The organism is Acinetobacter sp. Res13-Abat-PEC15-P4-01, from assembly GCF_015676285.1.
In the GTDB taxonomy this organism is placed as follows: domain Bacteria; phylum Pseudomonadota; class Gammaproteobacteria; order Pseudomonadales; family Moraxellaceae; genus Acinetobacter; species Acinetobacter nematophilus.
Genome location: NZ_JADAIN010000050.1, coordinates 257,869 through 272,054, shown reverse-complemented (window position 1 = coordinate 272,054; position 14,186 = coordinate 257,869). Strand labels below are relative to the sequence as shown.

At 36.3% G+C, this 14,186-nt stretch carries 14 protein-coding genes; 5 read left to right on the top strand and 9 right to left on the bottom strand.

Annotated elements, in window-relative coordinates:
• Positions 1 to 100: 100 nt before the first annotated feature.
• Entirely contained in the window at positions 101 to 1,582 is a 1,482-nt protein-coding gene (locus IMO47_RS18300; protein WP_196075015.1) for a phospholipase D family protein, read from the top strand.
• Between the two features lie 49 nt (positions 1,583 to 1,631).
• On the opposite strand, the gene IMO47_RS18295 is transcribed toward IMO47_RS18300, so the two are convergent.
• Together IMO47_RS18295 and IMO47_RS18290 are read right to left on the bottom strand one after the other, a co-directional pair.
• Positions 1,632 to 2,282: a class I SAM-dependent methyltransferase gene (locus IMO47_RS18295; RefSeq protein ID WP_196075011.1), complete on the bottom strand. Its 651-nt coding sequence runs from the start codon at positions 2,280 to 2,282 to the stop codon at positions 1,632 to 1,634.
• 220 nt (positions 2,283 to 2,502) lie between these two features.
• Positions 2,503 to 3,888, bottom strand: a complete 1,386-nt coding sequence (locus IMO47_RS18290) for a PLP-dependent aminotransferase family protein (RefSeq protein ID WP_196075010.1) — start codon at positions 3,886 to 3,888, stop codon at positions 2,503 to 2,505.
• A gap of 154 nt (positions 3,889 to 4,042) precedes the next feature.
• Between IMO47_RS18290 and IMO47_RS18285 the strand changes: the two genes are divergently transcribed.
• Positions 4,043 to 4,906, top strand: coding sequence for a DMT family transporter (locus IMO47_RS18285; protein WP_196075014.1), 864 nt, complete (start codon positions 4,043 to 4,045; stop codon positions 4,904 to 4,906).
• Between the two features lie 18 nt (positions 4,907 to 4,924).
• Here the strand turns inward: IMO47_RS18285 and IMO47_RS18280 are convergent, their stop codons facing one another.
• The gene (locus IMO47_RS18280; protein WP_196075009.1) at positions 4,925 to 5,515 is read right to left on the bottom strand and encodes a uracil-DNA glycosylase family protein; all 591 of its coding nucleotides are present in this window, start codon (positions 5,513 to 5,515) and stop codon (positions 4,925 to 4,927) included.
• A 190-nt stretch (positions 5,516 to 5,705) separates the two neighbouring features.
• The gene (locus IMO47_RS18275; RefSeq protein ID WP_196075008.1) at positions 5,706 to 6,407 is read right to left on the bottom strand and encodes a hypothetical protein; all 702 of its coding nucleotides are present in this window, start codon (positions 6,405 to 6,407) and stop codon (positions 5,706 to 5,708) included.
• A 331-nt stretch (positions 6,408 to 6,738) separates the two neighbouring features.
• On the opposite strand from IMO47_RS18275, the gene IMO47_RS18270 reads away from it, so the two are divergent.
• Positions 6,739 to 7,089 (top strand): hypothetical protein, encoded by a 351-nt coding sequence (locus IMO47_RS18270; RefSeq protein WP_196077835.1) that lies wholly within the window; start codon positions 6,739 to 6,741, stop codon positions 7,087 to 7,089.
• Positions 7,090 to 7,102: 13 nt separating this feature from the next.
• Here the strand turns inward: IMO47_RS18270 and IMO47_RS18265 are convergent, their stop codons facing one another.
• From IMO47_RS18265 to IMO47_RS18245, 5 genes are all read right to left on the bottom strand, one after another.
• Positions 7,103 to 7,828 (bottom strand): SGNH/GDSL hydrolase family protein, encoded by a 726-nt coding sequence (locus tag IMO47_RS18265; protein WP_196076546.1) that lies wholly within the window; start codon positions 7,826 to 7,828, stop codon positions 7,103 to 7,105.
• A gap of 204 nt (positions 7,829 to 8,032) precedes the next feature.
• Positions 8,033 to 8,776 carry an SDR family oxidoreductase gene (locus IMO47_RS18260; protein ID WP_196076545.1) on the bottom strand — a complete coding sequence of 248 codons (744 nt, stop codon included), beginning with the start codon at positions 8,774 to 8,776 and terminating at the stop codon, positions 8,033 to 8,035.
• A gap of 41 nt (positions 8,777 to 8,817) precedes the next feature.
• Entirely contained in the window at positions 8,818 to 9,516 is a 699-nt protein-coding gene (locus tag IMO47_RS18255) for a histidine phosphatase family protein (RefSeq protein ID WP_196076544.1), read from the bottom strand.
• Entirely contained in the window at positions 9,513 to 10,634 is a 1,122-nt protein-coding gene (locus tag IMO47_RS18250) for a phosphotransferase family protein (RefSeq protein WP_196076543.1), read from the bottom strand. Before IMO47_RS18250 ends, IMO47_RS18255 begins: the two co-directional genes overlap by 4 nt.
• 131 nt (positions 10,635 to 10,765) lie before the next feature.
• Positions 10,766 to 12,004, bottom strand: a complete 1,239-nt coding sequence (locus IMO47_RS18245; RefSeq protein WP_196076542.1) for an acyl-CoA dehydrogenase family protein — start codon at positions 12,002 to 12,004, stop codon at positions 10,766 to 10,768.
• A 107-nt stretch (positions 12,005 to 12,111) separates the two neighbouring features.
• On the opposite strand from IMO47_RS18245, the gene IMO47_RS18240 reads away from it, so the two are divergent.
• Positions 12,112 to 13,029, top strand: coding sequence for a LysR family transcriptional regulator (locus IMO47_RS18240; protein ID WP_196076541.1), 918 nt, complete (start codon positions 12,112 to 12,114; stop codon positions 13,027 to 13,029).
• 363 nt (positions 13,030 to 13,392) lie between these two features.
• Entirely contained in the window at positions 13,393 to 14,148 is a 756-nt protein-coding gene (locus IMO47_RS18235) for a DUF805 domain-containing protein (RefSeq protein ID WP_196077334.1), read from the top strand.
• The last annotated feature ends 38 nt before the right edge of the window (positions 14,149 to 14,186 follow it).

Sequence of the window (14,186 nt, the reverse complement as noted above, 5' to 3'; positions counted from 1 at the left end):
GATTTAGTAAAATACAAATGATATTTTAAGAATGAATCATTTAAGAACGTCTATATCTACTGCTGTATTGGCTTTTTTAATTACTGGATGTAGTTTGCCTATGAATCAATCACAAAAAGACCTCCAACATACCCAAGTATATTTAGACCATTGGATTAAAGAACCTCAAGCAAAAAATATGCTGAGTCAAGGTTTAACCGCCTATCTCGCAATGAATGACGCTTTTCAAAGCATCGCCTCACGCATACACCTAATTAGAAAAGCAAAGTACACACTTGATTTGCAATATTATATTTGGGCTGATGACTTTATTGGCAATCTCATGCTACATGAATTACTCAAGGCAGCTGATCGTGGTGTAAAGGTCCGTTTATTGATTGATGATCAAAATGGAACCAAAATAGATCGACAATTAAGCGCACTGCAGACTCATCCCAATATCTCGATCAAACTCTACAACCCTTATAAGTTCAGACACTTCCGTGTAATGGACTACCTTTTTAGAGCACAACGTATCAATCATCGCATGCACAATAAATTGATTATTGCTGATGGCGCGATCGCCGTGACTGGTGGACGAAATATCAGCAGTGAATATTTTGATGCCAGTGAGTCTTTTCAATTCACTGATATGGATGTTTTGTTTTTTGGTCGCTCAGTGAATCGCGCCAACGAAGTCTTTACTGAATTTTGGAATTTTGAGCTGAGTTATCCAATCGAGCAATTTATTTCAAAAGGCACTGCACAGGATTTAATTGATTTAAGAAAAAGTTTTGAAAAACTTGAACAAGCTGAACACTCAACAGATGAAAAGGTAAACTTGGAGCAGAAAGAACTTGCCAATGAGTTGAATCAAAACAAAATCAATTGGGCTTATGCTGATTTTTTAGCAGATTCACCAAAGAAAAGCCTGGGACAAGCACAAGGCAATGAATTGATTTCTCATCAAATCCATCAACATTTGGGTGATCCAAAGCAAGAAATGGATTTGATTGCTGCCTATTTCGTTCCGACTCAAAATGGAACAAATTTCATCAATCAATTTCCAAAGAAAAATGTCAATGTTCGGATCTTGACGAACTCCTTTGTCGCAAATGATGTTGCTTTAGTTCATGCTTTTTACCAAAAATATCGTGTTGATCTATTAAAAAACGGTGCCAAACTCTATGAGTTTAAGCCCTATATAGAACGAAAGCGACGTACATGGTATGAAGTGATGACTGGAAATATCATTCCCAAAAAAGGCAAGAATAAATCCAGTTTACATGCAAAATTTATCAACATCGATGACAAAGTTTTTATTGGTTCCTTTAACTTAGATCCACGATCATTCAATATCAATACTGAGGTCGGTTTAGTGCTCAAGTCTGATCCATTACAAGAACAAATTTCTGATTTACTAGATCGCACGCTACTGACTGTCGCCTATGAGCTTCAACTGGATTCTCAAGGGAAACTGATTTGGCTGGACCACCAAGCCGATGGTAAGGTGATAGAACATCATGTTGATCCGGAAACCACCAGATTCCAAAGATTTATGATGTATAGTGTCTCCTACCTGCCACTTGAATGGATGATGTAAGTTTCCTGTAATGACATAATCATTACCTCAACATCTACAAAAGTCACTTTTATAAATAGCATTCAAACAAACACAGCCCTTTAATCTCTTTGACCAGTTCGATATCCGTATATCCTGCTTGTTTTATACATTGAAAATGCTCATGTTTAGACATATACAGTTCATTGTTCTGCATAGCTTCCTCGGCAAAGATATGATCACAGACCAGATAAATTGCATCATACTTTAATAGTTTTTTAATTTGTTGATGAAACTGGCTGGCATATTCTTTGTGACGTAATTCATGTAAAGCCTGATGGATTATGACTGCGTCGAATTTACCCAGTGAATTGTTCCAGTCATCTTGCTTAAAATCCTGTATCAGATATTCTGTTCTGCCCAACTCATCAGCAGATAGCCTACTTTTAGAAAGCTCATGCATTGGTTCTGAAAAGTCTAAAGCAGTATATAGAATATCTGGGCACTGACTTAATAAATGCTTTGCAAAGAAGCCTGGACCTGAACCAATTTCTAGAACATGAAAGCTTGACTCTTGCTGACCTTTAAACTGCTTTTCTTTGTATAAGTTCTGAATAAGACTGACATAATAATCAAAAAACTCATATCGCCATGGGCGTTTCTGATTCACCTCTTCAGCCCATCGTAAAGCATCTTGTGGATTTCTTAAATCAATTGGGCTTGGAACATCCTGAACACTCATTGTCCCTATATCCTTAAAAAATATGCAATTACTTTTTATTTAGGCATATTTTTCAAAGATAAGAAAAATAATTCTAAATAAGTTTGTAATAGTTCTTATCCAAGCGATTCAAAATTTTCGAAGTTATTTATTCAGCCTGATGCCACTATGAAATCAACTGTTTAATATGAACAGCATGAGTTAAAACTTATGGTTCATTATTCAAGGTTTAACTTTGAGCCTAGTGAATTTTTAATTGCTGGATTGCCATTTCTAAAGTATCAAAAACTCTTTTATCTACACATTGAGTGACATTAAAACGCATAAATTGCCCTGCTTCATCCATCTGACTAAATGAATTTCCTGGTGCCAGGATTACACCATGCTTTAAACAAAGCTTGGAAAGTTCAGCTGCCTGTATGCCTTTGGGTAAGGTACACCATAGAAAAATCCCAGCAGTAGGAATGATCCATGGTCGTATTCCCAATCGGGATAACTTCGGAATCACCTCATTAGTTAATTTAAGCAAATGTTTCTTAAGCCAATCCAAATGCTTTGGATAACTGCTGTCCATCAGAGCCTGATAAATAATTTCTGCGTTTAAAAAACTATGACTAAAATTAGTGGCTATTCTAAGATCGATTAAGCTTTCAACCAATTTCGGGTCAGCAATGATATAACCACAACGGACTGCTGCTGAAAGTGTTTTGGTAAAACTGCCGATTTGAATGACATGTTTAAATCCTGCAAACGACGCATATCTTGGTGCAGGTGTATATTCAAAATCCGCAAAAATTTCATCTTCAATAATCATCAGATCTGTTTGTTCTACTAACTTTGAAATTTGATACACCGTTTGTAATGAAATCACAGTACCTGTTGGATTGTGTATACCTGAGTTGGTTAAATATATTTTAGGTTTTAGTCTTAATGCTTGTTCAAATTTTTCTACATCTGGGCCATTTTTTGTAAACGGAATAGCAACTGCTTTGAGATGATGTGCTTTAATTAAAGCTCGAAAGTTAAAATAGCAGGGATCATCAATTAAAATTACATCACCTGCTGTCAGTAGGTATCTGAAAATAAGATCAATGGATTGCGTTGCTGAATCTGTAATCATAATTTGATTCAGTTGAGATTTTAGTTGATAAAGTTCCTTTTTCCTTGCGATGAGTTTACGTAATTCAAGGTGTCCATGAGGTATCGCATAATCAATTAACATCACTGCATCAGACTTTGCCGCCTGTTTTAAAGCCTTACGTACAGAATGCTCAGGCATCCAACTGGTTGGCAACCAACCACAACCCGGTTTGAGCACTTCATTTTTTGCCTCAAGGGATTGCCTTGAAATCCATAAAGGATCTATCTCACGTTGGTATTGCGTTTCAGGTTCTACAAATAAAATTTCATCTGTTTTCCCCAGCACATAATAACCTGAGCCAAGACGTGATTCCAAAACACCTTCCGCAACAAGTCTTGCATAAGCTTCTACAATAGTTGAAACAGAACAATTGAGTTGAGCTGCAAGCTGTCGTACAGATGGCAGACGTGAACCTGCAATCAAACTTTTATTGGAAATTTGATCTTTAATAATTTGAATGGTTTGTTCTATTTTGGTTTTAGCCATTGAGTAACCATGTAATTGATAGATTTATATTCAATATCTTTAAAACTGTACTGCTTTAAATAGCATAACAGTTTTTTAAAATTGTATGGTAGTGTCTATGGGTTTATAGATTAAATCAGCGTTAAATCATCATAAACTTAGTGAGTGATTTATGATGGATAAAACAAATATTGGCTGGATCAATGGCTTTATCGGCGTTGCAATTTTCGCTGGATCTTTACCTGCTACACGTATTGCGGTTATGGGATTTAGTCCAGAATTTTTAACCACAGCCCGTGCTGCAATTGCGGGTTTAATTGGATTACTTTTTCTTTTGCTTTTACGCCAAACCAAGCCCAATTTTGAACAATTTAAATCTTTAATCATTGTTGCCTTTGGTGTGGTGATTGGATTTCCATTATTTACAGCACTCGCACTGCAAACAGTATCCTCAGCACATGCGATTGTATTTGTTGGATTGCTTCCCTTATCTACAGCCATATTTGCTGTAATACGCGGCAATGAAAGACCTGCTCTGCAATTCTGGCTATTTGCCCTTATTGGCAGCGCCATTGTGATTGGATTTATGTTTTATGAAAATCGTAATTTAAGTTTTAGTTTGGGTGATCTCTATATGCTGGCATCAATTATCACCTGCGGATTGGGTTATGCTGAAGGTGGTAAACTTTCTAGAGAATTGGGTGGATGGCAAGTGATTTGCTGGGCACTGGTTGTATCTTTACCATTGATGCTGATTGGCAGTCTATATTATTTACCTACTAGCTTTGAGAACATTCACTGGCCAGAAACGTTGGGCTTAATCTATGTTTCCTTATTTAGTATGCTGATTGGTTTTATTTTCTGGTACAAAGGTCTAGCTCTAGGTGGAATTGCAACAGTGGGACAAATCCAATTGGTACAACCTTTTATAGGTTTGATGCTTGCCGCGCTATTGTTGGGTGAGCATGTGAGCATTGCAATGGTCATCGTATGCTTCGCCGTTGTGATCTGTGTAGCGATGGCAAAACGCTTTGCATAAAAATGATATCAGGCTTACTTAAAGTAAGCCTGTTTCTTTAAATAAGCTTTTGTAAGCTTCAGCTTTTTTATCTAGTGCTAAAGGATAAGCTCTGGATGAGGAAGGCATTCTATACAAAGTCAAATCTCTACCACAATACTGAACTTTTGAAGAATGCCCAATCTGAGGTTTTTCAGTTTCCGATGGCATTGATAACATCAATGTGTCCGTTGCTTTATCTCCTGTTGTCATAATGTTGTGACATTCAGGAATTTGTAGCAAAAGTTGAGATAAATCTGTAGGCGTTTCAATCTGTAAAAATTTATCGGAAGCATTGCCTTTCAAACGAATCACTTGATAGGCTGTGTCAAAAATCGCAATTCCCTTTTCAACTAAAAAATTACGAATCAAAGGCTCTTTAAAATTTTTGTTAGGTAAATCTAAAAAGTGATCTTTATTTTCAAAGAAAATAAGCCCAAAAATACGCCACATGTCATTTTGATAGTTGGGATAATAGAAGTCCATTTTCCAACGTTCTTTGGGTGGTGGAAAGCTACCCAGCATCAACAGTTTAGCATTTGATGGTAAAAATGGTTTAAGCGGATGGGTTTCTATACTAGATTCAGACATTTATAGATAAATAATTAAAATTATATGGCTATCTTAGCATTTTTGCTGTGCAGCATAAATGTCAATTTATGGCGTTTATGTGAGAAGACAAGCATAAATAAATTGTTTATCGCTTTATGTAGACCTTATAAAATATAAGAAACCACTCTTATGAGTGGTTTAGGTCTAGCATTAGCAAATACATGAAAGCTCAATAACCATTCGCTTTTAACTTATCTCTAAAAGGTTCTGCTTGAGCTTCTACGACTTCTTTCAATTCAGGCGTAATTTCAGCCCCCATTTCTTGCAACATTAACAATGCAAATTCAGTAGCACTTTCTGCAAAATCCTTATTATCGATCATGGTCTTAGATAATTTTATAGTTTTAGGAAAATCTGGAAAAAATTCGTTAAAATCCTTTTTATCTTCAATTCCTAAATAAATAAATCTTCTCCAATCATTGGTTTTAAGATCACGAACAAAAATAACATCTGCTTGGGTCTGCATATTTTTTTTGAAAATTTGATCCTGCGATCGTATTGGAACAACACAAACTTCTCCAATACTCGAGATATAATTTAATTTTGGTTTTAGTAATGAAAAATCAATATTTTTATAAGAATCATCTTTAGCTAAATCCTGTTGAGTCTTTACATCTTCTCTATATTTAGCATCGCTGATCCATTCACCGGATGAAAAAGTTTGTCCTTGATGTTTAGGCTTGAGTTTACGATCATATTCAATCTGATCATAATAATGAATGACATCATCAAGTGAACCATTTTTTAAGATTTGTATTTCTTTATCGCCTTGCTGCTTAAAAATCTCATAGCTTTTTTCGCATTGTAAATTTTCTGCAAAAGAAAGACTTGATGCTAAAGTTGTTAAAGCAATCATCATTAATTTTTTCATGAAATATCCCCTCTGTCTTTTGGGGAATACCATACGCATAATTAACTCAAAAATAAACTTTTGCTTAGAGATTTCTTCATCAATGATGCTTTTGGGTAAAATTCAACCTCATATAAATCAAATCAATTTAACCCGTCACACTTTCATAAGATGAAATTTCTAATAAAATATGTAAAGAACTTGAATTTGTAACTTTTTCAAGTTAAGGTAATAAAAATCATTGCACAAATTGATAATTTATTTAATAGTTAAGTTTTTAAAGAATTGTCGAAAGGCAACTTAACTCAATATTTATCAATAATTTTTTATTCACATTAAAAATCAATATATTATGAACAGTAAACTCGTTATCGCACTATCGTTGATCTTTGTTGTTACTGCTTGCAGCAAAACACCGGATCAGAATATGTCTAAACAAACCGATCGCCCTACTGTGACAGCACAATTTGAACAATCAGATGAAATGATTAGTAAATATCTCGATCAGTTGGATGATCCAAATACGACATTAGATGATAAAAAAAGAATTGTATGTGTAGATTATCCTAAGGAATATAAATCGAATTACATGCCAAGTTTGCTTAAACTGAATCCAGAAAATTATACTGAAGCGAAATTGCTTTCAGATCTAGACATTGCTTTAAGTTATTATAAAGAAAAGGAAAATATTCAATGTCCTTAAACTTCTGGAGTTTTTAACACATTGTGGACTTAAATTTGGTAAAAATACGTGATGTAACCTCTTTCGCCCAAAGTTGATAAATTTCCTGACTTGGATGAAATCTATCACTCGCCATTTGCAGATTTAATGTATTAAAATGCGCTAAATCAAAATGAATTAACTGGTAATTTTTATTATTTTCAATAAATTGGGCTAATTTCTTGTTCATTGTGCTTGAGTATTGTCCAAACAACCACGCCAATGGATTTGGCAAAGCTGGAAATAAATTCATTGGCGGTACACCAGTGACCAAAATCAATTGTGGTGTAAATTTGGACTCGATGGCAGCATAAAACTGTTTTTGTTGTTTCATCCATTTTTGGGGTGAACATAGTTTTGTGACATCATTGACGCCAACAGATGTAATCACAACATCAAATTCTTGGTTTGGTAATTGTTGCATTCTCTCCAAAACTTGCAAAGTGGTATCACCTGTCCTTGCTTCAAGTAGATATGTCACTTCGAAATCTGTACATAGTTCATTTAAAATTGACCCCAGCAATGCTTGTTGTTGATTTTCAACACCAACGCCTGCTGCGGCTGAATCACCTAAAATCAAAACCGATAAAGCTTGACCAGTACCCAAAACGCCATGGCGAATCCCTTTGGCTTCAGGTAACCGTGGTGTATTTTTTTTAACCCGATAGCCTTGAATAATTAAAGCAGGTACCAATACAAGTGTTGAAAATTTTAAAAACATAAGAATACCCAATAAATTCAACAGGTTTAAGATTCGTCAGAGTCAAAGGTAATTTAAATTGGTCTTGATTGTTCACATCATTCAGAAAGTAAATCAATGTATGCTCACTGTGATGAACTATAGATTTTGTTTTGCTAATAAATCCAAAAGACCCTGTCGGGTCTTTTACAGATCAAATGCGAGTCTAAGTATAAATGAAATGTATCAACCTAATTTGTTCACCAATTTTAATGGCAATACTTTCATCGCTAATCCTAGAGGTAACCATGGCCATTGTGGAACATAAGCCTTAACTGGTTGTTTTTCTATGGCTTTCACCAATAAATGTGATCCGGTTTCCACATCGACTTCAAAAGGAAGTTTTTTGGCACCTTCATTGATTTCAGTGCGGATATAGCCAGGGAAAATCGTCGATACCTTAATTTGAGTATCTATTAATTCAGCACGAATTCCTTCTGCCAAGGCAGCTACACCTGCTTTACTCGCGCCATAGGCAGTCAAATGTTTAGGCATACCACGAATAGCACTCATTGAAGAAATCACCACCAAGTGCCCAAACGTTTGTTCACGAAAAATCTCGACAGCCGCCTCACATTGTGCCAATGCTGATATGAAATTGGTTTCAACAGTTGCGCGGTTAATTTCGAATTTACCATTTCCAATGCGTCGTCCTTCACCAACACCGGCATTGACAATGATTCGGTCCAATGTTCCAAAATCCTGTTTAAATTCACGAAATACCTGAAAGACCTGTTCATAATTGGTTACGTCTAGGATTTTAGTGATAACTTTGACACCATATTTAGATTCCAGCTCTTGCTTTAAACTTTCAAGCCTTTCTATACGACGGGCACATACCGCTAAATTATACCCTTTTTGCGCAAATTCTCGTGCCATTCCTGCACCGATTCCTGAACTTGCTCCAGTAATTAAAATCGTTTTTGCCATGATAGATTCCTTCAACAATTTTTATATTTCTAAGCGCGAGCTTAAATCCAAGTCAATAACTGTGGATCTTCAACCTTAATAAAATGATGTTCATTTAAACTGAGCAATTGCGGTTCATTACCGACCAAACGTAATGTGGTAAGACTGGTATTGGCAATTGCCCAATTGAGTGCGAAAGTTTTGTTAGGACTCAGTTCCAAAAGTTTGCCTGCAACAACTGAAATTACTCCACCGGAGGTAAAAACAATTGCATAACGAGGTTTGGTTTTGGCTAAATCATCACACAGATTTTGTAGTGCACCTTCAACACGGTTTTTAAAATCTGGCCACGATTCATCATATTCATGATGGTATTCACCCCCTGTCCAGCGATTGATGGCGCCTTCAAAAATCCGGGCTAAATAAGCACGAGGACTTTTTTCTTTAGTCACATCTTGTTTGAGCAAATGTGGTTCATTGAATCGAGGATCATATTGAGCAAAAACCTGTTGATGGTTAAACTCATTCCAATTGCGGTCAGTGACAACTGCAACATCTGCAAAACTTTCAGCCAAAGCAAAGTGAGCTGTTTGTTGATGCCTTTGCATTGAACCTGCAACGGCATAAGGTGCTTCTTTCAAAATTTTATCGAGATATTGACCCAATAATTTTGCCTGTAATTCACCATTAGGGGACAATTTATCGTAACTTTCAGCACCAAATGATGCTTGCCCGTGACGTACCAAATAGATTGTGGTCATTTCCCTAAAATTTCCTTAAACTTCTCAATGTATTTCTGGGCAACTTCATTGGCTTCAATTTTCTGAATACCAATCAATTTTAAAGCGCGAATATGTAAAGCATGGATGACAATCCAAAAATCTTTAAATGCTGGATTATCCGTCTGTTTATGGTAATAACGATAGTAAATTTGCTGCGCAATGACTGCTAAACGAAAAATCCCAAAGACTTCATAGAAAGTCCAATTTTCAGGTTTTAATCCTGTTTTTTCCAAGTAATAATCCACAACTTGTTTTCGGCTAAACATACCTTTAAGGTGTGTGGGTTGTCTTCGGGTAGACTTAAAAATTTGATTGTCAGTATCTTCAACCCAGTATGCCAAAGCAGAACCTAAATCCATGAGAGGATCGCCAATGGTTGCCATTTCCCAATCCAATACACCAATCACCTGTGTTGGATGATGTGGATCAAGAATGACATTATCAAAACGCCAATCATTATGAATCACGCAACTGGTTGAGTCAGCAGGGATATTTTCGTTCAACCATTTACGGACAAATTTAAAACTTGGCACATTGAGGGTATGTGCTTTTTCATAACGACCATCCCATCCTTCAACCTGACGACGACAGTAACCATCGCCTTTCCCAAGTTTTTCCAATTCAGTGCCCTTAAAGGGAACTTGATGTAATTCAATCAGCTTATCGAGAACATTAGTACACAACTCTCGAACCTGTTGTTCATTAAAATTAAGTTCAGGGGGAAGTTTGGCACGGGGAATGATTCCTTCAATGCGTTTCATCACATAGAAATCGCATCCAATCACGGATTCATCTTGGCAAAGTGCAACCATTTCAGGTAAGACTGGATAATAGGGTGCGAGCCATTTCTGTACATGATATTCACGTGCCATATCATGAGCAGATTTTGCTTTTGTACCTTTAGGCGGGCGACGTAAAATTAAATCTGCATTACTATATTTTAAGCGATAGGTCCAATTGGAAGCACCACCTGAATACTGGGTGACTTCAACGGGACCTATAATTTCAGAGCCATTCTCAATCAACCAATTGCCGACTGCGCGAATGTCTAGTTCTTCACCTTCACGTACTTTTCCACCAACATCAATAACTGACATGCTTTTTCCCTGAATCTTGTATGTTTTAAATCAAAAAACTGTAAATAGTAAGCTGAGTTTGATTTTATGTACCGACTGTTTTATGTATAACATTTTTAAGATAAAACAGTCAGCACCAAACTATTAAACTGTTACTTTTTCTTTGAACCATATCCCCGTTTTTTTAATTCTAATTTTGCAATCATTCCTTTATGAACTTCATCAGGTCCATCTGCTAAACGTAAGCTTCGTGCTTGAGCAAAAAAACCAGTTAAAGGTGTATCCCGAGAAACGCCCATTCCACCATGAATCTGGATCGCCATATCCACCACTTTTTCAAGGACAGAGGGTGCAACCACTTTAATTGCAGAGATTTCAGTAAGTGCTGCCATATTACCCTGAGTATCCATTTTATAGGCAGCGTATAAAGTTAACAGTCGCGCCTGATCGATTGCTACTCGCGCTTCCGCAACACGCTCTAAATTTCCCCCCAACTTTAAAATTTCTTTACCAAAAGCGCTGCGACTCATACCTCGATCAATCATTAATTCAAGTGATTTTTCTGCAGCACCAATACAACGCATGCAATGATGGATACGTCCTGGTCCTAAACGACCTTGTGCGATTTCAAAACCTTGTCCTGCTCCACCGATAAAATGACTGACAGGAACACGAACATTATTAAAGCTTATTTCGCCGTGTCCATGTGGTGCATCATAATCGCCAAATACGGGTAACATACGATCTATCGTTACACCTTGAGTATCCACTGGAACCAGAACCATCGAATGTTGATGGTGTCGATCTTTGCTTGCGTCAGGCGTATGTGCCATAAAAATAATGATTTTGGCATTTGGGTCACCTAAACCTGAAGACCACCATTTACGACCATTTAAGACAATTTCATCACCATCCACCACAGCAGTTGCCTGCATATTCGTTGCATCTGAGGAAGCAACAGCAGGTTCTGTCATACAAAATACTGAACGAATTTTACCTTCCAATAGGGGTTGAAGCCATTGCTGCTTTTGTTGCTCAGAACCATAACGCCAAATAACCTCCATATTACCACTATCTGGCGCATTACAATTAAATACGGTTGGTGCAATTAAACTACGGCCAGACAGTTCCGCAATGTGAGCATATTCCTGCACAGACAAGCCAGCCCCCAGTTCTGGATCTGGCAGAAACATGTTCCATAACCCTGCATCTTTTGCTTTATTTTTAAGATTTTCCAATTGTTCCGGCCATTGCCATTTTGTCCAATCACCGCCTTGATTAAGAGAATGAACTTCATTCCAAAATTCAGTTTCTACAGGTTCAATTTCATTTTCTATAAACGCTTTGGTCCGTTCTACATATTCTTTTGCACGTGCTGAAAGCTCAAACATTTTTATCTTCCTGTAAAATATTTTGATCACTATCTGAATAACGACCCTTTACTTTACATTAGCTGAAAATCTATTATGAACCAAATGATTTAATTCAATACTGAACTATGAATATGACTCATAATAATGACCACCTAGACATATCGATTTTTAATCATGTTGATATTAATTTATATCCGCTTTTTATCAGTATCTATGAGCAAAAAAGCATTTCTAAAGCAGCAAAAATATTGTGCATCACCCAATCCGCTGCGAGTCATGCTTTACAGAGATTAAGACAACATTTACAAGATGATTTGTTTGTGCGTACAGGCAGTAAAATGTTACCTACGCCATTTGCAGAACAGATTTATCCGACTGTGAAGAATGCTTTGTTTACTTTTCAAAATATTTCAAAACAAAAACAACAGTTTGATCCCCATTCCATACAAACATTAAAAGTTGCAGTACATGATGAAATAGAACCCATTATTTTTCCTCAGTTGATACAGCATTTTCAAAAATTGAATTTAAACATCCAATTCTTGAGTACAAAATTGGATCGTAAAAATGTTGTTATGGATTTGGCTACACAACAGGTTGATTTTGTAATTGATTTAGAACAAAAGTATGCTGAAAAAATTAATTATCAAAATTTAGTCCGCGATGAATTTGTGATTTGCACTCAACATAAGCAAATGAATCAAGCGCTTTATTTCTCATCTCCACATATCGGCGTGTCTTCCCGCCGTACAGGGGTACTAATCGAAGATATCAATTTAAATAAAGAACAGTTTAGTCGACAAATCTTTTTACGTTGTCAACATTACTCAACAGCCCTTCAAGTTTTAGCTCAGTATCCCGATGCTATTTTAACCATCCCAAAACAAATCTTGGCACATTTATATACTGAAGATTGTATTCATATTTACGATGTACCTGTTGATTTACCTGTTTTGAATATGGGGATTTATTGGCATCAAGCATTAAATGAGAATTCCAGGCATGCTTTTTTGAGAGATGAAATTTTTAAAATATTTGCTTAGGCTATTTTGTTGATTTTTAATTCTTAAAATTTAGATGTGTACGGTATTGAAAATACAGCGACTGAAATACACGTGCTGAATAGTATTTGTAAAAGCAGGCATTGAAATTTTGATCGATGTATCTCTGAGATAAATAGATTATGTCTGTATTATCAATATCAAAGATTATCTAAATCTTGAAGCGCCGTTTTTAAAATTTATGATCAAAGCTTGAGATTTATTTATTTTTAAATTATAAATTTGCTTAGGCTATTTATCTCTCTTCTCTTTTGATTATTATTATTCTTGTTTATGATGATATTTTTGATTAAAATGCCGATGAAAATTTAGACATTTTTAATAAAAACAACGTATAGGAAACTTATGAACCCTTTTGAAACTCAGACTTCTACGTCTCAGCCTCACCCTACTTCGTTTACCCCCAATAAAGATAACCCCTTCTCACCTAAAGGGCGTTTTGGCCGCCTGTCTTATCTGGCTTGGTTGTTTATTATCAGCATGCTTTACACATGCGTACTGTTTATTATTGCTGGTCTTGCCGTTGTCGCGCTCATGCAAACAGGAAGTCAAAATCCTGCTGCTTTACTGGAGTCTGGCTTAGGCTATTTTGTTATTTTCCTTGCTGTAGCTGTAGTTATCGCTTTTACCGTGGTCAATATTTGTATCGCAATCCGACGTATACATGACTTAAATAAAAGTGGTTGGCTCTGGTTGTTATTTTTGATTCCGCTTGTGAATATTTTCTTTGGCATATATGTAATGTGCGCCAAAGGTACTGAGGGCAATAATAATTATGGTCCGCACCGACAGACAGAACAAACAGAAAAGTTACTCGGTAGCTTATATGCTGTTTTCTTAGCTATTTTTATTGTGGCTTATGGTTCGATTGCAGTATGGATGATTTCAATGCAAGGCAGCATGCCACAAAGCATGGATAGTATGGAAATGGCTGAGTATGATAGCGCTAAGCTGGAACAGGAACTTGCGCAAGCAGCTCAAGAGCTTGAACAAACAAGCGATGAGATCGAACCATCAGCACAAGATGCTGAACAAAGTACTGAAACAGAAAGCAAAAATGAAGACAGTCACTCCAATACGCAAGAAGTCAATCAAAGATAATGCTTTATGAGTGCTAAAGAGGTCTGATAGAGACCTCT